We start from the raw sequence: 26,006 nt of genomic DNA on the forward strand, positions 1-26,006 counted from the left end.
CGCGGAAATTATAACCTTTTGTGATTATTTTTAATTAGTGTGGCTTCACAGGTCACACAGCTGCCGTTAACCATTATGCCCACGCTTAGTGATGTAATGGGTGATGTGATAAGTTCAGAATGAAAACGCTGTTTCGAAAATTCATCGATAAGAAAGGAGACATCATGTCCTGGCACCCTTACACCGGCCGCTATGAGAATATGCAGTACCGCTACTGCGGGAAAAGCGGCCTGCGTCTGCCCGCGCTGTCACTGGGACTGTGGCATAGCTTCGGCCACGTCCAGCCGCTGGATGCCCAGCGGGCGCTGTTGCGTAAAGCTTTCGACCTCGGCATCACCCATTTTGATCTCGCCAATAACTACGGGCCACCGGCGGGCAGCGCCGAGGAGAATTTTGGCCGCCTCCTGCGCGAAGATTTTGCCGCGTATCGCGACGAGCTGATTATCTCCACCAAAGCGGGCTACGACATGTGGCCGGGGCCGTATGGTTCCGGCGGTTCACGTAAATATCTGCTCGCCAGTCTCGACCAAAGCCTGAAGCGTATGGGCGTGGAGTATGTGGATATTTTCTATTCCCACCGCGTGGATGAAAACACGCCAATGGAAGAGACGGCCTCAGCGCTGGCGCATGCCGTACAGAGCGGCAAAGCGCTGTATGTGGGCATCTCCTCCTACTCAACCGAGCGCACGCAGAAAATGGCCGAGCTGCTGCGCGAGTGGAAAATCCCGCTGCTGATCCACCAGCCGTCTTACAACTTGCTTAACCGCTGGGTCGACAAGACCGGTTTGCTGGATGCGCTTGAAGCAAACGGGACGGGCTGTATCGCCTTCACCCCGCTGGCGCAGGGTCTGCTGACCGGGAAATACCTGAACGGAATTCCTCAAGGTTCACGCATGCAGCGCGAAGGCAAAAAGGTGCGCGGCCTGACGGAAAAAATGCTGACCGAAGCCAACCTGAACAGCCTGCGCCTGCTGAATGAAATGGCGAATGCGCGTGGGCAAACCATGGCGCAGATGGCGTTGAGCTGGCTGCTCAAAGATGAACGCGTGACGTCGGTGCTGATAGGTGCGAGCCGTCCAGAACAGCTGGAGGAGAACGTTCAGGCGCTGGAAAACCTGCGCTTTACGGAGGACGAACTCAAGCGGATTGACCAGCATGTGGCGGATGGGGAGTTGAATCTGTGGCAGGGGTCGTCGGATAAATAGTGCGGTCTGATGCCCTCTCCCCGGCCCTCTCCCACAGGGAGAGGGAGCTGACTATCCCCTCTCCCTGTGGGAGAGGGTTAGGGTGAGGGGGAAATTATTTCTTACTGATCTTATCCAGATACCCCATCACAAACGCAGACAGCACAAACGTCAGGTGGATGATCACATACCACATCAGTTTGTTATCCGGGACGTTTTTCGCGTCCATAAACACGCGTAACAGATGAATAGAGGAGATCGCCACAATCGACGCAGCCACTTTGTTCTTCAGCGACGAGGCATCCATTTTGCCCAGCCAGTTGAGCTTCTCTTTGTGCTCGGCGATATCAAGCTGGGAAACGAAGTTCTCATAGCCAGAGAACATCACCATCACCAGCAGTCCGCCCACCAGCGTCATGTCCACCAGCGACAGCAGCACCAGAATCAGGTCCGCTTCGGCGATCGAGAAGATGTCTGGCAAGACGTGAAAAATTTCCTGGAAGAACTTTATGCTCAGCGCGACCAGTGCCAGGGAAAGGCCAAAATAAACGGGTGCCAGCAGCCAGCGAGAGGCGTACATTGCGTTTTCAAAAAAGCGTTCCATAGAGTCCTGTCTGCAATCGAAACCAGCGGGCAGTATATCTCAACGACGCTCACTGTTTGCAACAACTAACCAACACCACGCCTACACCTCTTCCGGGTTAACCTCCGGTCGCGCGTACTCCGGCCAGACCAATACCACCAGCTCCGGGTAGGCTTCCAGACTGAACTCGCGAAAACACTGACGCAGGTTTAATACGTCCAGGTCGGAATACGAGACTTTCTCGCCATTAAGACAGCGCTTTTTGATATTGTCATAATATTTATAGACAGCGGAATTCAGGTCGCTGCAGCGACGCTGCGCTTCAAACAACCCCGGCGTGTCATTAATTTCTGACATTTTCATCCGCTTAATTGTCGCGTGCAAAAAGTCGATATATTCATGGTTCACCCGCCAGTACCAAACCGGTGTCACCGAGTTCATCAATACAGAGAAATGATCTTCTCCTTCCTCTTTTGTCATCAACTCTGGTTGCGGCGGTTCACTGGCGTCTTTCGACACTTTCGTTTTATTGAACTCTTGCATCAATAAAAGCACACCAGCGGTCAGTAATAGTAATGTGATGACCGTAAAGAAAATGCTGTTCATGGGTAGGCTCCATTTTTTTTGATTTTAAAATTGCCTCATGTTATTGTCAACGAATCTCACGCCTTTACCAACCCCACCCTGTTGAAATTAAAGGAAATTAAAAAATGCTGCCCGACAGTCTCGTCCCGGCTAAGTACCACATTACGCCTGTGGAACAGCAACCGACGAAAGAAGAAAAAGAGGCTAATTTTACTCAGGGAAAAAGAAAGCTCTCCGATTTCGAGTCTGACATATTAATTGGTGTTTCCCGAACGGGCAAATCCCGTAATATGGTGTTGGAGGAGCATGACCGCCATATTAAAGACCGTTTATTTCGCGCTGTGAAAATTGAAGCCTTGGCGCACCTGCTGAATGACCTGCAAGCCGAAGGTGAAATAGATGCCCAGCAGCTCAGTCAAATAATGGCTGAAAAGACCAAAGAAATAAACGAAATGGGTAATGAAATTTGGCTTAATTTAATTACTCGAGAAAAAAACGCCCCCATTTTTTATGACTTCGGGGAAGATTAACGTGAAACCAGTTAATGATAATAATGTCTATTTGACTTTAGATGATAAAAAAAGCGATGAATTTATCTTAAAGCAAAATCTCGAAGCATTAAAAAAGAGTAAAAATGAAGAGATGACGCGTATTACCCAGGATCTGGTATCGATCCCGGCCACGCTCGTGCGCCTGAAATGGCAGAACCGCCGCGAAATATACCCGTTACAGGTAAAAGAAGAGATCTACGGTGCCGTGATGAATGCCATCATCGAGCAGCGCCCGGAGCTGAAAGAGAAGCTTCTGGGACGTCTGGAGGCCAATTATCAGTATCTGCTGGCGAGAGAGACCGCGACGCTGCGCCTGACCCGTAAACTGTCTGAGGGGGATTATCGCACCTCAAACATCACGTGCGTTGCGCTTGATGAGGATGCACTGGCAACCCACCCCGCCGAAACTAAAAGCTAAATACTCTTTTCCTCTTTCTGGTCGTAGAAAATCACAACTCCTGCGCGCTTGTTGTAATACGATTGCGCGGAGAAAAAATCACCGCCTTAAATGATGTGTATCAATGTTCAAGGATTGATCATGGGTAAATATCCCCAAAAATCAAACTGCAAGGATGCAATCATGGCTGTACTGCCCCTCATGCCAACCAGAGGAACGAGCGTTGTTTTAGACAACATGCGCGAAGCCAGCACGCATAGCGTGGGACGAAATATGGCGCTACCGCAAACCTATTACTGGTTTTATCAACAGGTCAGAAATCATGGTCCGTGGGATTACAAACAACAGCGCCATGACCTGGCTACCTTATGGGGATGACCCGCACGATCAGTTTTGGATTAAACAAGGAATTGATTATGCCAGGCAGCACGGTTATTAAATGGTTGCATCGCGCGCTGACTGTCGCACTACTCGTTTTTGTGGTATTTCAGTATTACGCCAACCAGCCGCCAGATGATGAACTTTATTCAGAACAACAAATTACATCTGATATGTATTTATACATCACTAAGTACAAGGGCGGAGGAGCGACGGTTTCAGATGTGTACCGCTATTATCTTGACGCCAAGCAACAAGCAAATCCGCTTAACCATCTGAAAAAGAGGACACCGTTTATGGTTGCTGATACCGGCAGCGCCAGAATCACTGGGTACGGTTCGCACGTCAACGCAACCATTACCGGACGTATTTATTCGTTTACTAATTCAGATCTCTTTTACGCCGGTAATGTGGCTATCATGCCCGTTATCAACCTCAACGCGACCGGAACACGTTGAGAGGAAAACCGTATACGCTATTACTCGTTAGATTGGCCGTGCTCCCTCACAATGAAAAAAGCTGGCTTTCGCCAGCTTCCTTATCACTTCGCGGCCGCTTTTTCTTCGCCAACCAGACCAATCTTCAGGTACCCCGCCTGATGCAGCGTGTCCATCACCCTCATCATGGTTTCATAGTCGACGGTCTTATCTGCACGGAAGAAGACGGTGGTGTCTTTCTTGCCGCCGGTCAGCTGATCCAGCGCCGGAATGACTGACGCATCCGTTACCGGGTCGTTACCCAGGAACATGGATTTATCCGCTTTCACCGACAGATAGATAGGCTTTTCCGGGCGCGGCTGCGGCTGGCTGGACGAGGCCGGGAGATTCACCTTCACGTCGACCGTCGCCAAGGGTGCAGCCACCATAAAGATAATCAGCAGAACCAGCATGACGTCGATAAACGGCGTCACGTTGATCTCATGCATTTCACCGTTATCGTCCAGATTTTCGTTTAGACGCATTGCCATACGATCAACCTACGCGCAGTTTAGAGGCCGCATGCACCGGTTTAACGGAGCTGGCGTTGAGGTCCAGGTCACGGCTTTGCAGCAGCAGAACCTGTGCAGCAACGTCACCGAGCGTGGCTTTGTAGCTGCCAATCATACGCGCGAAGATGTTATAGATTACGACCGCAGGGATCGCGGCAACCAGACCAATGGCCGTTGCCAGCAGCGCTTCTGCGATGCCTGGTGCAACCACCGCCAGGTTAGTCGTTTGAGTCTGCGCGATGCCGATAAAGCTGTTCATGATGCCCCAGACGGTACCGAACAGGCCGACGAACGGAGAAATCGCCCCGATGGTCGCCAGATAACCATTACCGCGGCCCATATGACGACCGACGGCAGCTACGCGGCGTTCCAGACGGAAGCCGGTACGTTCTTTAATGCCTTCGTTATCTTCACTGCCTGCGGAGAGTTCCAGCTCGTTCTGTGCTTCATTAACTAACATGCTGGTCAGGCTTTTCGCATGGAAGGATGAGGTCATATCAGAAGCCTGATCCAGAGAGCGGGCTTCGGCCAGCTGCTGCTGTTCGCGCTTAAGGCGGCGCTTCTGAGAAAGCAGCTCGGCGCTCTTGCTGAAGAAAATTGCCCAGGTGACAACGGACGCCAGAATCAGGCCGATCATCACAATCTTAACCACGATGTCAGCATGATGATACATGCCCCAAACGGAGAGATCCGTTTGCATCAAATTATTACCCACTCTGTATCTCCAGGACGCAAATCACAAAATCTGAGCGTAATAATATCAAAACGTCGTCGAATTGATAGTAGTTCTCATTAGTATTTACATAGTGCCGTAATTTTCGCTCACATTCCTTGCGCTTACGCAGTAAAAATTTCTTATGCGTATTTTTCATAATATTTTCTGCTTATTCGATAAGCATCCGGGTGCACATTTTTACAATCGTGGTAGTCTGGACGTCCAGACGTATAAAAAACAGGGTTAGCGAACATGACAAAGAAGCATCTTGATACCACGCTGGTGCAGGCAGGACGCAGCAAGAAATACACCCAGGGATCGGTAAACAGCGTGATTCAACGCGCTTCCTCGCTGGTGTTTGATACGGTTGAGGAGAAAAAAATCGCCACGCGCAACCGCGCGAAAGGCGGGCTGTTTTATGGTCGTCGCGGCACGCTAACCCATTTTTCTCTGCAGGAAGCCATGTGCGAGCTGGAAGGCGGCGTGGGCTGTGCACTGTTCCCCTGCGGCGCGGCGGCGGTTGCCAACACCATTCTGGCGTTTGTGGAACAGGGCGATCATATCCTGATGACCAACACCGCCTACGAGCCAAGCCAGGATTTCTGCACCAAAATCCTCAGCAAGCTCGGCGTGACCACCGGCTGGTTTGACCCGCTGATCGGGGAAGGCATTGCCGAACTTATTCAGCCAAACACGCGCATTGTGTTCCTGGAATCTCCCGGCTCAATCACCATGGAAGTGCACGACGTGCCTGCCATCGTGAAGGCCGTGCGCAGCAAAGCGCCGGATGCGATTATCATGATCGACAACACCTGGGCGGCAGGCGTGCTGTTTAAGGCGCTGGAATTCGATATTGATATTTCGATTCAGGCGGCGACAAAATACCTGATTGGGCACTCGGACGGCATGATTGGCACGGCGGTCTCCAACGCGCGCTGCTGGGATCAGCTGCGTGAAAACGCCTATCTGATGGGGCAAATGGTGGACGCAGACACGGCCTACATGACCAGCCGGGGCATCCGCACGCTGGGAGTTCGTCTGCGTCAACACCATGAAAGCAGCCTGAGAGTTGCCGAGTGGCTGGCGCAGCATCAGCAGGTGGAGCGCGTGAATCACCCTGCGCTGCCGGGCAGTAAAGGTCACGAATTCTGGCAACGTGACTTTACGGGCAGCAGCGGCCTGTTCTCCTTCGTGCTGAAAAAGCGGCTGAACAACGACGAGCTGGCAAGCTATCTGGATAATTTTACCCTCTTCAGCATGGCCTACTCCTGGGGCGGCTTTGAATCCCTGATCCTGCCTAACCAGCCGGAACAAATTGCGGCCCTGCGCCCCGGCGGCGAAGTGGACTTCAGCGGCACGCTGATTCGATTGCATATTGGTTTAGAAAATGTGGACGATTTAATTGCGGATTTGTCAGCAGGGTTTGAACGTATCGTGTAGAGTGCAGGCTGAAAATGTACTCCTGGACGTTTTTGTGAACACTGCAAGCAGAAAAGTCTGCATGAGTTGCGTCCGCGATCAACCCCAGCGGGCCAATTCGGGAGTACAATAGCGTTATATCTGCTGTTCCACAGGAAAGTCCATGGCTGTTATTCAAGATATTATTGCGGCGCTCTGGCAACACGATTTTGCCGCGCTGGCGGATCCGCACGTCGTGGGGATTGTTTACTTCGTGATGTTCGCGACGCTGTTTCTGGAAAATGGATTACTGCCAGCTTCGTTTCTCCCCGGTGACAGCCTGCTTCTGCTCGCAGGCGCGTTAATCGGCAAGGGAGTGATGGACTTCACGCCGACGATGGTGATCCTCACGTCAGCCGCCAGCCTGGGCTGCTGGCTGAGCTATTTACAGGGCCGCTGGCTTGGGAATACCCGCGTCGTAAAAGGCTGGCTGGCGCAGTTGCCGCATAAATATCATCAGCGCGCGACCTGCATGTTTGACCGGCACGGCCTGCTGGCGCTGCTCGCCGGGCGTTTCCTGGCATTTGTTCGCACGCTTCTGCCCACCATGGCGGGCATTTCCGGCCTGTCGAACCGCCGTTTCCAGTTCTTCAACTGGCTGAGCGCCCTGCTGTGGGTTGGTGTAGTCACCACACTCGGCTACGCGCTGAACATGATCCCGTTTGTGAAACAGCATGAAGACCAGGTGATGACCTTCCTGATGGTGCTGCCGATGTTCCTGTTGGTGGCGGGGCTGGTAGGGACGATTGCGGTGGTGATTAAGAAAAAGTACTGCAGCGCCTGATCCCCTCACCCTCTCCCCATAGGGAGAGGGAAAAAAAGCCTAAGCTCCCTGCATGGTTCGGATGCGCGACGCATCTTCTCCCGGCGTGACGCCGAAATAGCGCTTAAACTCCCGACTGAACTGCGACGCGCTTTCATAACCCACCCGCATCGCCGCCGCGCTGGCCTTCATGCCATCGTGGATCATCAGCATCCGCGCCTTGTGCAAACGGTAGGTTTTAAGGTATTGCAGCGGCGAGGTGCTGGTCACCGATTTGAAGTTATGGTGAAACGCCGAGACGCTCATGTTCGCTTCCGCCGCCAGCTGGTCGACGCTGAGGTTTTCCGTGTACTGGCTTTCGATACGCTTGAGCACGCGGCTGATCAGGCTGAAGTGGGTCTGTCGGCTCACCAGCGCCAGTAACGCACCGCCTCCCGGCCCCAGCAGCACATGGTAAATAATTTCACGGATAATCTGCTTGCCGAGAATACGCGCGTCCAGCGGCCTTTCCATCACGTCCAGCAGACGTTCAATGGCGCAGAGGATCTCCTCCGACAGCGTCGCTGAGTTAATCCCGCTTGCCGCCATCGAAGGCTGGAAAAACTCGTCTTCACCAATCTCCATCAGCAGCTCCTGCAGCTGAAGAATATCGACGTTGACGCGAATACCGGCCAGTGGAACCGCCTCTGTCGCGAAGGTTTCACATTCGAAGGGTAAAGGTACTGTCAGAAGCAGGTATTCATTGGTGTCGTAGCGGAACACGCGCTCGTTGATATAGCCAATTTTATGGCCCGAGAAGAGAAAAACGATGCCCGGCTGGTACATCACCGGCGTGCGCGTCCCGGGCTGCGTGCCGTAGAGCAGGCGAATGTCAGGAAGCAGGTTACTGACACCATTTTCGTTATCTATCAGTCTCTTAATCTGCGTAGTGAGCTGATGGCAGATCGCTTCACGGTTCATATTACGTTACTCCGGGTACGGTTTCCGACGCTGACAGTGTGCGTGCTTTTCCGCGCTTTCTCCAGCGCTCTGTAGAAATGGGCAAGACATCGGCAGGAATGTGCATTGAGAGGATAGCCCCGGGCGGCCACAATGTGCAGCATCAGGTAGCCCTCTGCGCCACCACGGTTTTTCACCCACTAAAGGGAACGAGCAATGAACAACTTTAATCTTCACACCCCAACCCGCATTCTGTTTGGTAAAGACGCCATCGCCGACCTGCGCGCGCAAATCCCCGCTGACGCCCGCGTGCTGCTTACCTACGGTGGCGGCAGCGTGAAAAAAACCGGCGTGCTGGATCAGGTTTACAGCGCCCTGGACGGGCTGGACGTGCGTGAGTTCGGCGGCATTGAGCCAAACCCGTCTTACGAAACGCTGATGAACGCGGTGAAAATCGCCCGCGAAGACAACATCACCTTCCTGCTGGCGGTCGGCGGCGGCTCCGTGCTGGACGGCACCAAATTCATCGCGGCGGCAGCGCACTACGCTGACGGCATCGATCCGTGGCACATTCTGGAAACCCGCGGCAGCGACATTAAAAGCGCCATCCCGATGGGCTCCGTGCTGACCCTGCCAGCGACTGGCTCTGAATCCAACAAGGGCGCGGTGATCTCCCGTAAAACGACCGGTGACAAGCAGGCCTTTATGAACGAACACGTTCAGCCTGTGTTTGCCATTCTGGATCCGGTGTATACCTACACCCTGCCTGCGCGTCAGGTGGCGAACGGCGTGGTCGATGCCTTTGTTCATACCGTTGAGCAGTACGTCACGTATCCGGTCGATGCCAAAATCCAGGATCGCTTCGCGGAAGGCATTCTGCTGACGCTCGTCGAAGACGGCCCGAAAGCGCTGAAAGAACCGGAAAACTACGACGTGCGTGCCAACGTGATGTGGGCGGCAACCCAGGCGCTGAACGGTCTGATTGGTGCTGGCGTGCCGCAGGACTGGGCGACCCACATGCTGGGCCACGAGCTGACGGCGATGCACGGTCTGGATCATGCCCAGACGCTGGCGGTCGTTCTGCCTGCCCTGTGGAATGAAAAACGCGACACCAAGCGTGCCAAGCTGCTGCAGTACGCCGAGCGCGTGTGGAACATCACCGAGGGTTCTGACGATGCGCGTATTGATGCCGCCATCGAAGCGACCCGCAGCTTCTTTGAAGGTCTGGGCGTGCCAACGCGTCTGTCTGGCTACGGTCTGGACGGCAGCTCCATCCCTGCTCTGCTGGCAAAACTTGAAGAGCACGGCATGACCCAACTGGGCGAGCACGGCGACATTACGCTGGACGTCAGCCGTCGCATTTACGAAGCGGCGCGCTAAGCGTTTTTGCCCTCCCGACTTTCGTTTTTTGACATTTCGTCCAGACTTAATGCACACCCCATCGCCGGAGTCCCCCTCCGGCGATGCGTACCTGAAGGAGGAAAAATGGCAAACCAAACCGTAATCAAGCTGCAGGACGGCAACGTGATGCCCCAACTGGGGCTAGGTGTATGGAAAGCCGGTAACGACGAGGTCGTCTCCGCCATTCATAAAGCCCTGGAAGTCGGCTATCGGTCGATTGATACCGCCGCCGCGTACAAAAACGAGGACGGCGTGGGGACCGCACTGGCCAGCGCTGGCGTCCCCCGCGATGAGTTATTCATCACGACTAAACTGTGGAACGACGATCAAAAGCGCCCCCGCGAAGCCCTGCAGGAGAGCCTGGAAAAGCTCCAGCTCGATTTCGTCGATCTCTGGCTGATGCACTGGCCGGTTCCGGCTATCGATCACTATGTTGATGCCTGGAAAGGGATGATTGACCTGCAAAAAGAGGGGCTGGTGAAAAGCATCGGCGTCTGTAACTTCCAGGTGCATCACCTGCAGCGTCTGATTGATGAAACCGGCGTTGCGCCTGTCATCAACCAGATTGAGCTGCACCCGCTGCTGCAACAGCGCCAGCTTCATGCCTGGAACGCCACGCATAAGATCCAGACCGAATCCTGGAGCCCGTTGGCGCAGGGCGGCGAAGGGGTATTCGATCAGAAAATTATCCGTGAGCTGGCGGATAAATACGGCAAGACGCCGGCGCAGATTGTCATTCGCTGGCATCTGGACAACGGTCTGGTGGTAATCCCGAAATCGGTCACGCCGTCGCGCATCGCCGAGAACTTCGACGTCTGGGATTTCCGGCTGGATAAAGATGAGCTGGGTGAGATTGCGAAGCTGGATAAAGGTAAACGTTTAGGCCCGGATCCGGATCAGTTTGGCGGGTAGTTTCCCCTCACCCTAACCCTCTCCCACAGGGAGAGGGAATGCTTTCCACCCTCTCCCTGTGGGAGAGGGCCGGGGTGAGGGCATCATCGTTATCCGATCTTACGTTTTCCCGTTTTTTTCGTCCCCGAAGCCCCACCGTTCGAACGCTGATGCACAATCGGCGTGTGCTTGGTCAGCGCCGGGCGCGTATTGCGGTTCTGGCGACGCGCTTCGCGCATCTCATCCAGCGTCGGGGCCGGTACCAGGCAGTCGCGTCGCGAGCCGATCAGGTGTTTTTTACCCATATCTTCCAGCGCCTGACGGATCAGCGGCCAGTTTTTCGGATCGTGGTAACGCAGCAGCGCTTTATGCAGACGACGCTGTTTATCCCCTTTCGGCACCACCACCTCTTCACTCTTGTAGCCAATCTTACTCAGCGGGTTCTTGCCGGTGTAATACATGGTCGTCGAGTTGGCGAGCGGTGACGGATAGAAGTTCTGCACCTGATCCAGACGGAAGCGACGCTGCTTCAGCCACAGCGCCAGGTTGACCATGTCCTCATCGCGCGTGCCCGGGTGGGCGGAGATGAAGTACGGGATCAGATACTGCTCTTTACCCGCCTGCTTCGAATAGGTGTCGAACAGCTCTTTAAAGCGATCGTAGCTGCCCATGCCCGGCTTCATCATTTTCGACAGCGGGCCTTCTTCGGTGTGCTCCGGGGCAATCTTCAGATAGCCGCCGACGTGGTGCGTCGCCAGCTCTTTGATGTAGCGCGGATCTTCCACAGCGATGTCGTAACGTACCCCGGAAGCGATCAGGATCTTCTTGATGCCCTTCAGGTCGCGCGCGCGGCGGTAGAGGTTGATCGTCGGCTCGTGGTTGGTGTCCATGTGCTCGCAAATGCTCGGATAGACGCAGGAGAGGCGACGACAGGTTTGCTCCGCGCGCGGCGACTTGCAGCGCAGCATGTACATGTTTGCGGTTGGGCCACCGAGATCGGAGATCACGCCGGTAAAGCCCGGCACCGAGTCGCGAATCGCTTCGATCTCATTGATGATCGAATCTTCAGAGCGGCTCTGGATAATACGGCCTTCGTGTTCGGTAATGGAGCAGAAGGAACAGCCGCCGAAGCAGCCGCGCATGATGTTGATCGAGAAACGGATCATCTCATACGCCGGGATACGGGCATTGCCGTACGCCGGGTGCGGCACGCGCTTGTACGGCAGCGCAAAGACGCTGTCCATCTCTTCGGTGGAAAGCGGGATCGCCGGTGGGTTGATCCAGATAAAGCGCTCACCGTGCTTCTGCATCAACGCGCGGGCGCAGCCCGGGTTGGTTTCATGGTGCAGAATACGGGACGCGTGCGCGTAGAGCACTTTGTCGGCTTTCACCTTCTCGTAGGACGGCAGCAGCACGTAGGTCTTTTCCCACGGTTTCGGGCGCGGCGGCTGCACAACGATAGCCTTCGCTTCCGCTTTTTTCGGCTCAACCGGTTTGTTATCGGCACACGGCAGATCTTCGCCGTACGGGTGCGGGATCGGGTCGATTTTGCCCGGCATATCAATGATACGGGAATCCACCCCGCTCCAGCCCGGCAGCGCCTCTTTCACCATGAGCGCGGTATTGCGCACGTCGCGGATGCTGCTCACCGGTTCACCCTGCGACAGACGGTGCGCCACTTCCACCAGCGGACGCTCGCCGTTACCGTAAATCAGCATGTCGGCTTTGGAATCCACCAGCACCGAGCGGCGAACGGTATCTGACCAGTAGTCGTAGTGCGCGGTGCGGCGCAGGCTCGCCTCGATGCCGCCCAGGATCACCGGAACGTCTTTCCAGGCTTCTTTGCAGCGCTGGGTATAGACCAGGGTAGCGCGGTCGGGACGTTTGCCCGCCACGTTATCCGGCGTGTAGGCATCGTCATGGCGCAGCTTACGGTCGGCGGTGTAGCGGTTGATCATCGAGTCCATGTTGCCTGCGGTCACGCCGAAGAACAGGTTCGGTTTACCCAGACGCATAAAGTCGTCTTTGCTGTTCCAGTCAGGCTGGGAGATGATCCCCACGCGGAAGCCCTGCGCTTCGAGCATACGGCCACAAATCGCCATACCAAAGCTCGGGTGGTCAACGTAGGCATCGCCCGTGACCAGAATGATGTCGCAGCTATCCCAGCCCAGTTGGTCCATCTCTTCCCGGGACATCGGCAGGAACGGCGCCGGTCCAAAGCAGGCCGCCCAGTACTGGGGCCAGGAGAAGAGGTCACGATCCGGCTGGATCAGGGAAATTGCGCTCATAATGCTTCCGAAGAAAAAATAGACAAAAGGGCGGGGATTATACGCTGGATCATTGCGGGAAATGAAGGGGTATTTATTGCCCGGTGGCGCTACGGTATGAACCGGAAACATGGGTAACACTTTAGACCGGATACATGGGTAACAGTTATAACTGGCATAGAAGAGGAGACTCGCTATGCCCTGGACTGAGACCCGACCTATGCAACGCCTTGATTTTATCCGTGCCTGCCATGCAGGTACGGACTCCTTCTCCGCGCTTTGCCGTCTTTTTGGCATCAGCCGTAAAACCGGCTATAAATGGCTTCGGCGTTTTGACCCCTCTGACCTGTCATCTCTCTCTGACCGGTCGCGCGCACCACACTCCCACTCCCGGACGGTTCCTGATGATATCGCCGGACAGCTTACGGCCCTGAGGCAAAAACACCCTGACTGGGGCCCCAAAAAACTGCGGATGTGGCTGCTCAATCATCATGTCGATTTTACCGTACCTGCTGCCAGCACTATCGGCGATATCCTCAAGCGTGAAGGCCTGGTTCCGGATAAAAAGCGAAAACGCAGGACCCCGGGCAATCGCCAGCCCCTGACCACCATCAGTGAGAACAATCAGGTCTGGAGTGCTGATTTTAAAGGCAAGTTCAGGCTGCTGAGCCGGGAATACTGTCATCCTTTCACCCTGACCGACAATCACAGCCGGTATCTTCTGAGCTGCCGGGGAACGGACCGGGAGAGTGAGCCCTTCGTCAGACAGTGCCTGACGGATGCGTTCCTGGAATACGGTCTGCCGGAAGTGCTCAGAACCGATAACGGTCAGCCCTTCGCGGGAACAGGGATAGCCGGACTAAGTCGTCTTGCCGTCTGGCTAATCAAACTGGGCATCAGGCCTGAGCGTATCAGGAAGGGGCATCCGGAAGAAAATGGCCGTCATGAGCGAATGCACCGCTCCCTGAAAAGTGCGGTGAAACAGGGCAACACCTTCATGACGATGGAAGAACAACAGCGGTGGTTCAGTGACTACCGGGAAGAATTTAACTACGAAAGGCCGCACGAAGCTCTGGCGGGTGCAACGCCCGGAACGGTATGGCACCCCTCGAACCGACACTGGGATGGCCGTGTTCCTGAATACGCGTATCCGGAAGGCGGTACGGTCTACAGGGTGAAATCGCGGGGGACACTCTATATGGGGAAAAAGGGGACGGTGTTCCTGAGTGAAGCGCTGACTGATGAGTACATCATGCTGGAAGAACAGGATGATGGCCTTGAGGCCATCATCTTTAACGGAATAACGCTTGCGTACTACGACCGAAAAACCGAGAGTGTGCTCCGGATAGACTGAAAAGTGTTACCTATGTTCCCGGTCTGATCTGTCACCTATGTATCCGGTCATACACTACGCTTACCGGGCCTACGGGCCTGTAGGTCGGGTAAGGCGAAGCCGCCACCCGACTCGTTTCACGGCGCTGGATTCACCAGCATCTGCCCCACAGATCCCCTGTCCATCATCTCCAGCGTCTGGCTATGGAACAGGAACGGGAAGTGCGGCCACGAAGGCTGACCATAGTAGACGAGCAGTTCAACCTGACCATCCACCCAGACGGTGTCTTTCCAGCCGCGATCTTCCGGGAACGGCATTGCGCCATTGACGTTGCGGATCAGGAATGACACCCCTTCAATATGGAACGACTGCGGCATATCCGAACGAACCGTCCAGCGCTCCCAGGTCCCCTGCTGCGCGGTAATATCGATACGGTTCACATCCCACAGCGCGCCGTTGATGCCCGGATCGTCGCTTAGGCTGATATCTCGGCTGCGCACCGGCGAACCGCTCATGATCTCCTGCGGCAGCAGGCGCATTGGCAGGCTATCGGTCACCAGCGGCAGCAGACCGGTTGGGCGCAGGGTTAATACCAGCGTAGAGACCAGAATGCTCGACGGCTCAAAGAACCCGCGAATGCGGTCAACAATGCTCGCCGCTTCACCACAGGTGACGGAGACTTCATCCCCGTTGGTCATATCCACCAGGATTTCACGACGTTCACCCGGCGAGAGCGCCAGCTGTTTAACGGAAACCGGTGCGGGTAAAAAACCCTGATCGCCTGAAATCACGTGCAGCGCGCGGCCGTCGCTCATCTGCAGCTGATAGCGGCGCGAGTTGGAGGCGTTCAGCAGACGCAGGCGCACCCAGCCACGCGAGACTTCAACATAGGGGCTTTGCGCGCCGTTAACCAACAGCGTATCGCCAACAAAACCACCGCTGCCCGGCTCGCTGTATTCCGGCGTACCGAAATTATCGAGGCGTTTATCCTGAATAATGACCGGGAAATCATCCACGCCGTAGTGATTCGGGATCGGCAGCGATTTACTCACCTCATCCTCAATCAGCCACATACCGGCCAGGCCGTTGTAGACCTGCTGGGCGGTGCGGTTCGGCGTATTGGCGTGGTACCACAGCGTGGTCGCGCTCTGGCGGATAGGGAGGACGGGCGCCCAGTCGGCGTTTGGCGACATCATGCGCGCCGCGCCGCCGATCAGCGGCCCCGGCACCTGCAGCCCGCTGACGGTCATCGCGACATTTTCAGTCGTCCGGTTACTGTATATCAGCTTAACGTCATCGCCGTTCCACACGCGAATGGTTGGGCCAAGGTAGCGCCCATTGATTCCCCAAATCTGCGCGCGCGTTCCCTGAGTAAAGGACCAGTGGCTACGCTGTAGCGTGAGGAAAAGCGGCTGCCCGCGGCGGGATTCAATCAACGGCGGAATAGGCAGCGGCTGTTGCTGCCCGGCGGCGCTGGCTGTCCGCGGTATCGCACCTGCACAAAGGGCGATCCCCGAAGCCTGAATAAACTGACGCCGACTGAATGACATATAAGCTCCATCTGAAACGACTAACAACGCGGGAATTCGTTTTCCCTTATAACGCCGGATTAAATCTTACCGGCGGCTTCTCTCTCTGCGACTTCTTTGTCGAGCAACGCAATATGCTGAGCCATCAGCTCACGGCAATGAGCTGCCAGTTCGCGCACCTGATCTTTGCCATATTTACTGGTATCCACCGGCGGCAGCATTTCGACAATGACCAACCCGTTGTTCAGGCGGTTAAGATTAATCTTATTAGAAGTATTGGAAACACACACAGGAATAATTGGAACACCTGCCGCAATTGCGGCATGAAACGCACCGGTTTTAAACGGCAGCAGGCCACGACCGCGGCTGCGCGTCCCTTCCGGGAACATCCAGATTGAGATTTTGCGTTTCTTAAAGTGATTCACCACTTCCGCAATAGTGCCATGCGCTTTGGCTCGATTATTACGGTCAATCAACAAGTTACCCGTCAGCCAATAGAGCTGACCGAAAAACGGGATCCACAGCAGACTCTTTTTCCCCACCGTCACGGTTGGCGGCAGTACGATGTTTGCGGCGGTCACCATATCGTAGTTGTTCTGATGGTTAGCGATATAGATGGCGTTGCCGAACTGCTCCGCGCCTTCCGGCAGGCGTTTTTCCACCTTCAGACCAAACAGCGGCGCAAGGCGGCCAAACATATGGCCAAAGGTGGCGACATGCTTAGGATTACGCGGACTGAACAGGCAATAGATGCAGCCGAAAACACAGACCAGAATGCAGTAGATAACGGTAAGAATGAGACGAACAATGTATAGCATAGCGACCTCTGAAGCCCTGACAGCTGACAATTATACTTCACCTGTGGCCAGGTAAGGACTTTATTACGAGCGCGTATTGTTAATCGCAACGCACGAATTAACAACGATTTTACGGGAAATTTTCGTGAAATGCCCCCCTCCGGAACGGAGGGGGGAGGCGTTACGTTACTCTTCGCTGTCGCCCGCGGTGCTGCGCGCAGGAGAGTCAATCTCCACGCGGTCAATGCGCTGCAGGCCACGCATCAGCGAGCCACGACGACCGCGCTCGCCAACAACCTTCTGCAGCTCTTCCGGACGCAGTTTGATTTTACGCTTGCCGACATGAATCGTCAGCGTGCTCTGCGGCGGCAGAATGAAGAGGTGCGCCAGGCCATCCTCGCCTTTAGCCGCTTCCGCCGACGGGATGTTGATGATCTTGTTGCCTTTACCTTTCGACAGCTCCGGCAGGTCGCTGACCGGGAACATCAGCATACGTCCGGCAGAGGTGATCGCCAGCAGCATATCGCTCTCGTTCTCAATCACCAGCGGCGTCATCACGTGGGCGTTGTCCGGCAGGCTAATCAGCGCTTTACCGGCGCGGTTACGCGACACGAGATCGTTAAAGGTACAGATAAAGCCGTAGCCCGCATCGGAGGCCATCAGCAGTTTTTGGTCATCCGCTTCCATCAGCATATGGTCAACCGTCGCGCCCGGCGGCAGCGTCAGCTTGCCGGTCAGCGGTTCACCCTGCCCGCGCGCGGAAGGCAGCGTGATCGGGTCGATGGCGTAGCTGCGACCGGTGGAATCGATAAACGCCACTGGCTGGTTGCTCTTGCCTTTCACCGCCGCTTTGAAGCTGTCGCCCGCTTTATAGCTCAGGCCCGGCGCGTCGATATCGTGGCCTTTGGCGCTACGCACCCAGCCGCTCTGCGACAGCACAATGGTCACCGGCTCGGACGGCTGCATGTCGTGCTCGTTCATCGCCTTCGCTTCTTCGCGCTCGTGCAGCGGAGAACGACGGTCGTCGCCAAAGGCTTCGGCATCCGCCTGCAGCTCTTTCTTCAGAAGGGTATTCATCTTGCGCTCGGACGCCAGAATCGCCTGCAGCTGATCGCGCTCTTTTTCCAGCTCGTTCTGCTCGCCGCGGATCTTCATCTCTTCCAGTTTGGCGAGATGACGCAGCTTCAGTTCGAGGATGGCTTCGGCCTGGGTTTCGCTGATGCCAAAGCGCGACATCAGCGCGGGCTTCGGCTCGTCCTCGGTACGGATGATCTCAATCACTTCGTCGATATTGAGGAACGCCACCAGCAAACCTTCGAGGATATGCAGGCGCTTAAGCACTTTTTCCAGACGGTGGTTCAGACGACGGCGCACCGTATCGCGGCGGAACGTCAGCCATTCGGTGAGGATCTCCAGCAGGTTTTTCACCGCCGGGCGACCGTCAAGGCCAATCATGTTCAGGTTAATGCGGTAGCTTTTTTCCAGATCGGTGGTGGCGAACAGGTGGTTCATCACCTGTTCCATGTCCACGCGGTTAGAACGCGGGACGATCACCAGACGGGTCGGGTTTTCGTGATCCGATTCGTCGCGCAGGTCGTCCACCATCGGCAGCTTTTTATTGCGCATCTGGGAGGCGATCTGCTCCAGCACTTTCGCGCCGGAGACCTGATGCGGCAGCGCGGTGATCACCACAGCACCGTCTTCTTTATTCCACACCGCGCGCATGCGTACGGAGCCGCGACCGTTCTGGTAGATTTTGCGGATTTCCGCACGCGAGGTGATGATCTCGGCTTCGGTCGGGTAATCCGGCCCCTGCACGATATCCAGCAGCTCGTCCAGCGAGGTTTTCGGCTGTTCAATCAGGGTGATGGCGGCTTTCGCCACTTCGCGCAGGTTGTGCGGCGGAATGTCCGTCGCCATACCGACCGCGATACCGGTGGTGCCGTTCAGCAGGATGTTCGGCAGACGCGCAGGCAGCATTTTCGGCTCCTGCATCGTACCGTCGAAGTTTGGAACCCAGTCAACGGTTCCCTGACCCAGCTCGCCCAGCAGCACTTCGGCGTATTTAGACAGGCGGGATTCGGTATAACGCATCGCCGCGAAGGATTTAGGATCGTCCGGTGCCCCCCAGTTCCCCTGACCATCCACCAGCGGATAGCGGTAAGAAAACGGCTGGGCCATCAGCACCATCGCTTCATAACAGGCGCTGTCGCCGTGCGGATGGTATTTACCCAGCACGTCACCGACGGTACGGGCGGATTTCTTGAACTTGGCGCTGGCGCTCAGGCCCAGCTCGGACATCGCATAGACGATACGGCGCTGAACGGGCTTCAGGCCATCCCCGATAAACGGCAACGCCCTGTCCATGATGACGTACATGGAGTAGTTCAGGTAGGCGTTTTCCGTGAATTCATGTAGCGCGAGGCGCTCTGCCATATCGCTCATTACGTGTGATTCCTCAACTCAGAAACCGAAGGGTTTCAGGCAATATTGCCGCAGATACTACCTCATCTGACGAATTGAGTCACAAAGAAAAAGGGCCGCACAGGCGACCCTTTTCGGGTTATTTGTTCAGCTTGATGACCTGCTTCACATCGATTTCAAACTCGTTCCAGTCTTTATCGACTTTACCCTGGAGTTCGACCTTATCCTGCGGGCTGACGGTCACGCCGTTCCAGCGCTTGTGGTCAATCTCAACTACCACTGTGCCGGTTTCATCGCGGAAGGTATAGCGGTCATCGGACAGGCGCTCGGTGATGTTCCCGCGCAACTTCACCCAGGCATCGTCCTTCAGATCCTTCACTTTTGCCGCCGTCGTCAGGTTGGCGTTGTTATCCACAAAACCGCCCTGCTGGGTTTGCGTCTGGGTTGCGGTTGCGGACGGGCCGTTAAATCCGCCCTGCGCGGCAAAAACAGGGGCAGTGGTAATCATCATGATGGCAGCAAGTGCAGCGAATTTTTTCATCTTAATCTCTCCCTTTAATGTGGTTACGCAGTCCATTAAACAGGTTAATCCTTAACAACTTCTTAAGGGGAAAATTTATTTATTTTTACTGTACAGCATGTTGATTCAGAGGGTTTACTGACGGCATCAAGGAGGGAACATGCGCATTTTACTGGTAGAAGACGACAGGCTCATCGGCGACGGCATCAAAGCGGGCCTGAGCAAAATGGGGTTTAACGTGGACTGGTTTACCGACGGGAAAACCGGTCAGGCCGCGCTGTATAGCGCGCCCTATGATGCCGTAGTGCTGGATCTGACGCTGCCGGAGATCGACGGACTGGAGATCCTGCGCGCCTGGCGCGAAAGCGGGCGCAGCGAGCCGGTACTGATTCTGACGGCGCGGGATGCGCTGAACCAGCGCGTCGAGGGGTTGCGCCTGGGCGCGGACGATTACCTTTGCAAGCCGTTTGCCCTGATCGAAGTGGCCGCGCGCCTTGAAGCGCTGGTGCGACGCAGCCACGGTCAGACCCGCAGCGAGCTGCGTCACGGTAAGGTCACGCTCGACCCGACGAGCCTTGTCGCCACGCTGGAGGGTGAAACGCTGACCCTCAAACCGAAAGAGTTCGCCCTGCTGGAGCTGCTGATGCGCAATGCGGGCCGCGTGCTCCCCCGCAAAGCAATTGAAGAAAAGCTCTATAACTGGGATGACGATGTCTCCAGTAACGCCGTAGAGGTCCACGTCCATCATCTTCGCCGCAAGCTCGGCAGCGCGTTTATCCGCACCGTGCACGGCATCGGCTACACCCTGGGTGACGCATGAAACTGAGCCTGAAACTCCGCCTGACGCTGCTCTTCCTGCTGCTCTCCCTGACGGCCTGGTTTGCCGCCAGTCTTGTCGCGTGGCAGCAAACGACGCATAAGCTCGACAAGCTCTTTGATACCCAGCAGATGCTGTTTGCCAAACGTCTGCTGACGATGGACCTGGACGAGATCCGCGCGCCGGAGCGCATGCGCGAGGTGCCCAAAAAAGCCAAACACGGGCATCTGGACGATGACGCGCTGGCCTTTGCCATTTTCAGCGCCGACGGCAACATGATCCTCAACGACGGTGAAAACGGGCACGATATTCCGTATCACTACCGCCGCGACGGGTTTGCTGACGGGCGGCTTCAGGACGACAACGACGAATGGCGCTTCTTATGGCTGACGTCGCCAGACGGTAAATACCGCGTGGTGGTCGGCCAGGAGTGGGAGTACCGCCAGGACATGGCGCTGGACGTGGTGAGCTCTCAGCTTACGCCGTGGCTGGTGGCGCTGCCCGTCATGCTGCTGTTGCTAATCCTGCTGTTGAGCCGCGAGCTGAAGCCGCTGAAAAAGCTGGCGCAGACCCTGCGCTCCCGCACGCCGGATGCCACCGATAAACTCCCAACCGAGGGTGTCCCCACTGAAGTGCGTCCGCTGCTCGACGCGCTGAATCACCTCTTTATGCGCACGCAAGAGATGATGAGCCGCGAGCGCCGCTTTACCTCCGATGCCGCCCACGAGCTGCGCAGCCCGTTAGCCGCCCTGAAGGTGCAAACCGACGTGGCGCAGCTGTATCAGGACGATCCCGAGGCGCAGTCCAAAGCCCTTTCGCAGCTTCATGCGGGTATCGACCGCGCCTCCCGGCTGGTGGATCAGCTCCTTACGCTGTCGCGCCTGGATTCGCTGGATAACCTGGACGGCGTCGAGCCGATTGTTATGGCCGATTTACTGCAGTCCGCGGTGATGGATATTTATCATACGGCGCAGCAGGCGGGCATTGATGTGCGCCTGAATATCCATGCGCCAGAGGTGAAACGCGCGGGTCAACAGCTGCTCCTGAGCCTGCTGGTACGTAATCTGCTGGATAATGCAGTACGTTACAGCCCGCGCGGTAGCGTGGTGGACGTGACGCTGGACGGTCACCGCTTCACCGTGCGTGACAACGGCCCCGGGATTTCCCCCGACGCGCTGGCCCGTATTGGCGAGCGCTTTTATCGTCCACCGGGGCAAGATGCCACCGGAAGCGGGCTGGGGTTATCGATTGTTAAACGCATCGCCACCCTCCACGGTATGCGCGTCTCGCTGGCTAATGCGCCTGAAGGGGGCGTTGAGGTCAACGTCAGCTGGTAGGCATTATTGCGCTGTTTGCAAAAGACTTTGCACATTTTGCTTATTTTTCCGCTCCGTCCTCGCGCGTAGAATCCCCGACATATTCTCAACACCGAGGACAAATAATGAGCAACATTTTGATTATCAACGGCGCGAAAGAGTTCGCGCACTCTAAAGGCCAGCTGAATGACACCCTGACCGAGGTCGCGGACGGTTTCCTGCGCGACGCCGGGCATGATGTTAAGGTCGTGCGCGCAGACAGCGATTATGACGTGAAAACCGAAGTGCAGAACTTCCTGTGGGCCGACGTGGTTATCTGGCAGATGCCGGGCTGGTGGATGGGCGCGCCGTGGACCGTGAAAAAATACATGGATGACGTGTTCACTGAAGGCCACGGTTCGCTGTATGCCAGCGACGGCCGTACCCGTTCAGACGCCTCCAAAAAATACGGTTCCGGCGGCCTGATTCAGGGCAAAAAATATATGCTCTCCCTGACCTGGAACGCCCCGATGGAAGCCTTCACCGAGAAAGATCAGTTCTTCGAAGGCGTGGGCGTAGACGGTGCGTATCTGCCGTTCCACAAGGCGAATCAGTTCCTGGGCATGGATCCGCTGCCGACGTTTATCGTTAACGACGTGATTAAAATGCCTGATGTCCCGAGCTATATCGCAGAATATCGCAAGCATCTCGCGGAAATTTTTGCTTAACTGGTAACCTGGAATTAGAAGGAGTTAACCATGCTTACCGTAATTGCTGAAATTCGTACTCGTCCAGGTCAACATCACCGCCAGGCGGTGCTGGATCAGTTCGCGAAGATTATCCCGACCGTACTTGAAGAAGAAGGCTGCCACGGCTATGCACCGCTGGTGGATGCAGCCACTGATGCCAGCTTCCAGGCGACCGCGCCGGATTCAATCATGATGGTTGAACTGTGGCAAACCGTGGCGCACCTTGAAGCGCACCTGCAAACTCCGCACATGAAAGCGTGGAGTGAGGCGGTAAAAGGTGACGTGCTGGATACCCATATCCGAATTCTGGAGCAAGGGGTTTAAGGTTCGTGGAATTTGCCGGGTGGCACTGCGTTTACCCGGCCTACAAAACCTGACCCGTAGGCCCGGTAAGCGCTAGCGCCACCGGGCTTTTTGTATCACCTTAAAGCCCAACTGCTATGCTTATTCTGACTTCATTGTTAACAGGAGGATGGAATGGGTCTTTTTAACTTCGTGAAAGAAGCAGGCGAAAAGTTATGGGATAACCTGACCGATCATAAAGGTCAGAGCGACAAAGTCAGCGAGCACCTCAAAAAGCTGAATATTCCTGGCGCGGATAAAGTCCAGGTCACCGTTACCGACGGCAAAGCCAACGTGACGGGCGACGGGCTGACGCAAGAGCAGAAAGAGAAAATTCAGGTTGCCGTGGGGAACATCGCAGGGGTGAGCGAGGTGGAGAACAACATCACCGCCACCGATGCCGAAGATGAAGCGACCTACTACACGGTTAAATCGGGTGACACCCTGAGCGCCATCTCCAAAACGGTGTATGGCAATGCCAACCAGTACAACAAGATTTTCGAGGCGAACCGCCCGATGCTCTCCAGCCCGGATAAAATTTATCCAGGCCAGACGCTGCGCATCCCGAAAGCGTAACCGCAGAGTCGGGGGGATCTCCCCCGACTGTTTTACCAGTACGATTTCCAGCTTTGCGTAAAGCGCACCAGCGCCTCAACGTAGAAGTAATCTCCCCAGCTTGCGCACTCATCCACCCCTTTATTGCTCGCCAGGTGATACACCGAGTGCTTCAGCAGCCCGTTGCCCTTCTCGTCTTTGCCCATCAGATAGTGCTTCGTCAGCGACGACATGATCCCTTTCGCCCACTCCAGATAGCGCTCGCGATCCGGATCCGTAACCGGCAGATGCTTCACCAGTTCCAGCAGCCCGCATACCGCGATGGCCGCCGAGGACGAATCGCGCAGCGCGTCGGTGCCCACCAGCGCCAGATCCCAGTGGCAGACAGAATCCTCCGGCAGTCGGTTGAGGAAATAGTTAGCCAGCCGCTTCGACAGGGCGATCATCGTCTCGTCACCGGTATAGATATAGCTCAGCAGGAAGCCGTAAATGCCCCACGCCTGCCCGCGCGACCAGCACGAATCGTCGGCGTAGCCCTGCTGGGTATTGCCGTAGCGCGGCGCGCCGGTGTTCACATCCATATAGTAGGTGTGGAACGTCGAGGCATCCTCACGGATGAGATACGTCGCCGCCTGCATCACGTGCGCTTTTGCAGCCTCGGCAAAGCGCGGATCGCCGGTTTGTTCCGTCGCCCAGTAGAGCAGCGGCAGGTTCATGTTGCAGTCGATGATCATCCGTCCGGCCTGTTCAGGATCGGCCAGATCGCCCCACGCCTGAATGATCTTCGCCTTCTCATGGAAGCGCTCCAGCAGGGCTTCCGCCGCCAGCAGGGAGAACCCGCGCGCCTCGCGATTCCCGGTCAGCCGCCAGGCCGCCACGCAGGAGAGCGTGTACAGGAAGCCCAGGTCGTGGGTGTTGGTGTCATTGCGTCCGGCGATGCGCAGGCCGAACGAGCGTACGTGCTTTTCCGCCATCGCGCGGAATTTCGCCTCGCCGCTCATTTCCCACGCCAGCCAGAGCTGGCCGGTCCAGAAGCTGGTGGTCCACTCCACGTTATCGGTCAGCGGGTAAAAACCGTCCTTACAGGTTTCCGCCGGGAACTGCTCGCCGAATTCGGTTAAATGACGGCTAATCAGGTCGAGGACATGGCCGCGTGCCGAGCTGAGTTCATCGCTAAATGCGCGTGGGTCAACGGGCGCGGCAATCGCAGGCAGGCGCTCCTCTTTGATACGACTTAACATATTTCGGTTCCTTCTTTGACGGCGTAATTATCGGGTAGAGGTTTCTGCTACGTTCAGCGTGCGAGGCCCGCGCCATTTGCTCTGACAGGCGGATAACGTGAAGGCAGAAATAAGGGTAAAGGTCAGCGCCGTGGCGCCCATGATGATATAGGTCTGTTCAAAGCCGATGCGATCATACAGATATCCCGCAGGCGAAGAGATGACCACGTTACCGACGTACAGCATTGCCTGATAGCCCAGTAAATACATGGTGGCGTTCACGCGCTTATCGAAATGCTCGGCGATATATTTAAACACCGAGACCAGCAGCAGACAGATTTCCAGGCCGTACAGGGGTTTAAGCACGGAAATTAACAGGTGTGAATCGCACATGCCGGAAATAATCAGACGCGCTCCCACCACCAGACCGACAATTAACAGCCCGCGCTTGGCGCCAATAAAGTTGACGAACAGCGGGATCACCATATACATGACGAACTCCATGCCGGACTGCACGGTGCCCAAATAGCCAAACACCGCGTTGCCCTGGTGAATATCGTCAAAGAAGGTGACGAAATAGCGCGAGAACTGCTGTTCGGCGATAAACATCATCCACGCCACGCCGGCCACGTACAGGCAGAAAGCCCAGAATTTACGGCTGCGCAGCAGAGCGTACACGTCCGAAGGGGCGATTTTCTCTTTGGTCAGCACCTCACCGGCGTGAACGGAGTTAGTGTTCACTTTCAGGCTGAGCAGGACAATCAGCATCACCACAGAGGTCACGCTGCCCATAATAAAGTTATACGCAGGCGAGAGGTTAAACAGCAGTCCGGAGAAGGACGACGCCACCGCCCAGCCGAGCGAGCCCCACATGCGGATCTGCCCGAACTCCATGCCGTTCAGGCGGCTGAAGCGGTCAGAATAGGATTCACACGCCGCCACGCCCGCATACCAGGCAAAGCTCAAATAGAGCGCGCCGATAATTATCCCCAACATGGTGTTGGAGATTAACAGCGGCTGATAGACGTAAATAAAGAACGGCGCCATCAGGGCCGACATGGCGACCACAAAATAGAGCAGGTATTTGCTCATGCCGATTTTATCGAGAATATAGCCGTAGATGGGTTTGAGAATAACGGAGAAAATACCGTTCACCGCGAATACGGTTCCGATCACCGCCCCGCTGAGATTCGCTTTTTGACCGAGCCAGATAGCCAGCAGACCAATACTGGCGGACCAGGTAAAGAAATAGAGAAAAATAAAACTGCTGATTTTGTAATATTCGGTTCTGTTGGTTATCGATGTATTTTTCATACCATCCTCGC

27 protein-coding genes are annotated in these 26,006 nt (G+C 55.8%); 15 read left to right on the forward strand and 12 right to left on the reverse strand.

Annotation, left to right across the window (positions count from 1 at the left end):
• Positions 1 to 164 precede the first annotated feature (164 nt).
• Positions 165 to 1,205 (forward strand): aldo/keto reductase, encoded by a 1,041-nt coding sequence (locus ACOQH0_RS19245; RefSeq protein ID WP_421511014.1) that lies wholly within the window; start codon positions 165 to 167, stop codon positions 1,203 to 1,205.
• 94 nt (positions 1,206 to 1,299) lie between these two features.
• On the opposite strand, the gene ACOQH0_RS19250 is transcribed toward ACOQH0_RS19245, so the two are convergent.
• Both ACOQH0_RS19250 and ACOQH0_RS19255 read right to left on the reverse strand, forming a co-directional pair.
• Entirely contained in the window at positions 1,300 to 1,788 is a 489-nt protein-coding gene (locus ACOQH0_RS19250) for a TIGR00645 family protein (RefSeq protein ID WP_010435582.1), read from the reverse strand.
• Positions 1,789 to 1,869: 81 nt separating this feature from the next.
• A complete protein-coding gene (locus tag ACOQH0_RS19255) occupies positions 1,870 to 2,373 on the reverse strand; it encodes an ESA_00282 family adhesion-associated protein (protein ID WP_042717810.1) in 504 nt (167 codons plus the stop codon).
• Positions 2,374 to 2,477: 104 nt separating this feature from the next.
• Between ACOQH0_RS19255 and ACOQH0_RS19260 the strand changes: the two genes are divergently transcribed.
• The 4 genes from ACOQH0_RS19260 (at position 2,478) to ACOQH0_RS19275 (ending at position 4,136) form a co-directional block, all read left to right on the forward strand.
• Positions 2,478 to 2,882, forward strand: a complete 405-nt coding sequence (locus tag ACOQH0_RS19260) for a hypothetical protein (protein ID WP_348553269.1) — start codon at positions 2,478 to 2,480, stop codon at positions 2,880 to 2,882.
• Positions 2,863 to 3,321, forward strand: coding sequence for a cytoplasmic protein (locus ACOQH0_RS19265; RefSeq protein ID WP_421511015.1), 459 nt, complete (start codon positions 2,863 to 2,865; stop codon positions 3,319 to 3,321). The genes ACOQH0_RS19260 and ACOQH0_RS19265 overlap by 20 nt, the downstream gene beginning before the upstream one ends.
• 120 nt (positions 3,322 to 3,441) lie before the next feature.
• Complete coding sequence (locus ACOQH0_RS19270; RefSeq protein ID WP_421511016.1) at positions 3,442 to 3,678, forward strand: hypothetical protein; 237 nt, start codon at positions 3,442 to 3,444, stop codon at positions 3,676 to 3,678.
• Between the two features lie 38 nt (positions 3,679 to 3,716).
• Positions 3,717 to 4,136, forward strand: a complete 420-nt coding sequence (locus ACOQH0_RS19275; protein ID WP_100166416.1) for a hypothetical protein — start codon at positions 3,717 to 3,719, stop codon at positions 4,134 to 4,136.
• Positions 4,137 to 4,219: 83 nt separating this feature from the next.
• Here ACOQH0_RS19275 and exbD read toward each other — a convergent pair whose 3' ends face one another.
• A complete protein-coding gene (gene exbD / locus ACOQH0_RS19280) occupies positions 4,220 to 4,645 on the reverse strand; it encodes a TonB system transport protein ExbD (protein WP_010435590.1) in 426 nt (141 codons plus the stop codon).
• 4 nt (positions 4,646 to 4,649) lie between these two features.
• Entirely contained in the window at positions 4,650 to 5,381 is a 732-nt protein-coding gene (gene exbB / locus ACOQH0_RS19285; protein WP_010435591.1) for a tol-pal system-associated acyl-CoA thioesterase, read from the reverse strand.
• A gap of 252 nt (positions 5,382 to 5,633) precedes the next feature.
• On the opposite strand from exbB, the gene metC reads away from it, so the two are divergent.
• Together metC and yghB are read left to right on the forward strand one after the other, a co-directional pair.
• A complete protein-coding gene (gene metC, locus ACOQH0_RS19290) occupies positions 5,634 to 6,821 on the forward strand; it encodes a cystathionine beta-lyase (RefSeq protein ID WP_421511017.1) in 1,188 nt (395 codons plus the stop codon).
• A 142-nt stretch (positions 6,822 to 6,963) separates the two neighbouring features.
• Positions 6,964 to 7,623: a DedA family general envelope maintenance protein YghB gene (gene yghB / locus ACOQH0_RS19295; protein ID WP_089599576.1), complete on the forward strand. Its 660-nt coding sequence runs from the start codon at positions 6,964 to 6,966 to the stop codon at positions 7,621 to 7,623.
• A 39-nt stretch (positions 7,624 to 7,662) separates the two neighbouring features.
• Here the strand turns inward: yghB and ACOQH0_RS19300 are convergent, their stop codons facing one another.
• Positions 7,663 to 8,562, reverse strand: a complete 900-nt coding sequence (locus ACOQH0_RS19300; protein WP_336666136.1) for an AraC family transcriptional regulator — start codon at positions 8,560 to 8,562, stop codon at positions 7,663 to 7,665.
• A 195-nt stretch (positions 8,563 to 8,757) separates the two neighbouring features.
• On the opposite strand from ACOQH0_RS19300, the gene yqhD reads away from it, so the two are divergent.
• Both yqhD and dkgA read left to right on the forward strand, forming a co-directional pair.
• Complete coding sequence (yqhD, locus tag ACOQH0_RS19305) at positions 8,758 to 9,921, forward strand: alcohol dehydrogenase (RefSeq protein WP_421511018.1); 1,164 nt, start codon at positions 8,758 to 8,760, stop codon at positions 9,919 to 9,921.
• A gap of 105 nt (positions 9,922 to 10,026) precedes the next feature.
• Entirely contained in the window at positions 10,027 to 10,854 is an 828-nt protein-coding gene (gene dkgA, locus ACOQH0_RS19310) for a 2,5-didehydrogluconate reductase DkgA (RefSeq protein WP_420984272.1), read from the forward strand.
• Between the two features lie 89 nt (positions 10,855 to 10,943).
• Here the strand turns inward: dkgA and ACOQH0_RS19315 are convergent, their stop codons facing one another.
• A complete protein-coding gene (locus ACOQH0_RS19315) occupies positions 10,944 to 13,232 on the reverse strand; it encodes a YgiQ family radical SAM protein (protein ID WP_421511019.1) in 2,289 nt (762 codons plus the stop codon).
• Between the two features lie 64 nt (positions 13,233 to 13,296).
• On the opposite strand from ACOQH0_RS19315, the gene ACOQH0_RS19320 reads away from it, so the two are divergent.
• Positions 13,297 to 14,454: a DDE-type integrase/transposase/recombinase gene (locus ACOQH0_RS19320; RefSeq protein WP_421511020.1), complete on the forward strand. Its 1,158-nt coding sequence runs from the start codon at positions 13,297 to 13,299 to the stop codon at positions 14,452 to 14,454.
• A 116-nt stretch (positions 14,455 to 14,570) separates the two neighbouring features.
• On the opposite strand, the gene ftsP is transcribed toward ACOQH0_RS19320, so the two are convergent.
• The 4 genes from ftsP to ACOQH0_RS19340 form a co-directional block, all read right to left on the reverse strand.
• Positions 14,571 to 15,983, reverse strand: a complete 1,413-nt coding sequence (gene ftsP, locus ACOQH0_RS19325; RefSeq protein ID WP_421511021.1) for a cell division protein FtsP — start codon at positions 15,981 to 15,983, stop codon at positions 14,571 to 14,573.
• 59 nt (positions 15,984 to 16,042) lie between these two features.
• The gene (gene plsC / locus ACOQH0_RS19330; RefSeq protein ID WP_010435607.1) at positions 16,043 to 16,780 is read right to left on the reverse strand and encodes a 1-acylglycerol-3-phosphate O-acyltransferase; all 738 of its coding nucleotides are present in this window, start codon (positions 16,778 to 16,780) and stop codon (positions 16,043 to 16,045) included.
• Positions 16,781 to 16,945: 165 nt separating this feature from the next.
• Positions 16,946 to 19,204: a DNA topoisomerase IV subunit A gene (gene parC, locus ACOQH0_RS19335; RefSeq protein WP_089599583.1), complete on the reverse strand. Its 2,259-nt coding sequence runs from the start codon at positions 19,202 to 19,204 to the stop codon at positions 16,946 to 16,948.
• A gap of 118 nt (positions 19,205 to 19,322) precedes the next feature.
• Entirely contained in the window at positions 19,323 to 19,724 is a 402-nt protein-coding gene (locus ACOQH0_RS19340; protein ID WP_421511022.1) for a YgiW/YdeI family stress tolerance OB fold protein, read from the reverse strand.
• A gap of 139 nt (positions 19,725 to 19,863) precedes the next feature.
• Between ACOQH0_RS19340 and qseB the strand changes: the two genes are divergently transcribed.
• The 5 genes from qseB (at position 19,864) to lysM (ending at position 23,482) form a co-directional block, all read left to right on the forward strand.
• Positions 19,864 to 20,523, forward strand: a complete 660-nt coding sequence (gene qseB / locus ACOQH0_RS19345; protein WP_303569238.1) for a quorum sensing response regulator transcription factor QseB — start codon at positions 19,864 to 19,866, stop codon at positions 20,521 to 20,523.
• A complete protein-coding gene (gene qseC / locus ACOQH0_RS19350) occupies positions 20,520 to 21,857 on the forward strand; it encodes a quorum sensing histidine kinase QseC (protein WP_421511023.1) in 1,338 nt (445 codons plus the stop codon). Before qseB ends, qseC begins: the two co-directional genes overlap by 4 nt.
• Before the next feature lie 104 nt (positions 21,858 to 21,961).
• Positions 21,962 to 22,543, forward strand: a complete 582-nt coding sequence (locus ACOQH0_RS19355) for an NAD(P)H-dependent oxidoreductase (RefSeq protein WP_421511024.1) — start codon at positions 21,962 to 21,964, stop codon at positions 22,541 to 22,543.
• A gap of 30 nt (positions 22,544 to 22,573) precedes the next feature.
• Positions 22,574 to 22,888 (forward strand): putative quinol monooxygenase, encoded by a 315-nt coding sequence (locus tag ACOQH0_RS19360; RefSeq protein WP_421511025.1) that lies wholly within the window; start codon positions 22,574 to 22,576, stop codon positions 22,886 to 22,888.
• Positions 22,889 to 23,041: 153 nt separating this feature from the next.
• On the forward strand, positions 23,042 to 23,482 hold the full coding sequence (gene lysM, locus ACOQH0_RS19365) for a peptidoglycan-binding protein LysM (protein ID WP_421511026.1): 441 nt from the start codon (positions 23,042 to 23,044) through the stop codon (positions 23,480 to 23,482).
• Positions 23,483 to 23,514: 32 nt separating this feature from the next.
• Here the strand turns inward: lysM and ACOQH0_RS19370 are convergent, their stop codons facing one another.
• Positions 23,515 to 24,702 (reverse strand): glycoside hydrolase family 88 protein, encoded by a 1,188-nt coding sequence (locus tag ACOQH0_RS19370; protein ID WP_089599590.1) that lies wholly within the window; start codon positions 24,700 to 24,702, stop codon positions 23,515 to 23,517.
• A gap of 27 nt (positions 24,703 to 24,729) precedes the next feature.
• A complete protein-coding gene (locus tag ACOQH0_RS19375; protein WP_089599592.1) occupies positions 24,730 to 25,995 on the reverse strand; it encodes an oligosaccharide MFS transporter in 1,266 nt (421 codons plus the stop codon).
• Between the last annotated feature and the right edge of the window lie 11 nt (positions 25,996 to 26,006).

The organism is Enterobacter sp. JS8-1, from assembly GCF_049187015.1.
Classification (GTDB): Bacteria; Pseudomonadota; Gammaproteobacteria; order Enterobacterales; family Enterobacteriaceae; genus Enterobacter; species Enterobacter mori.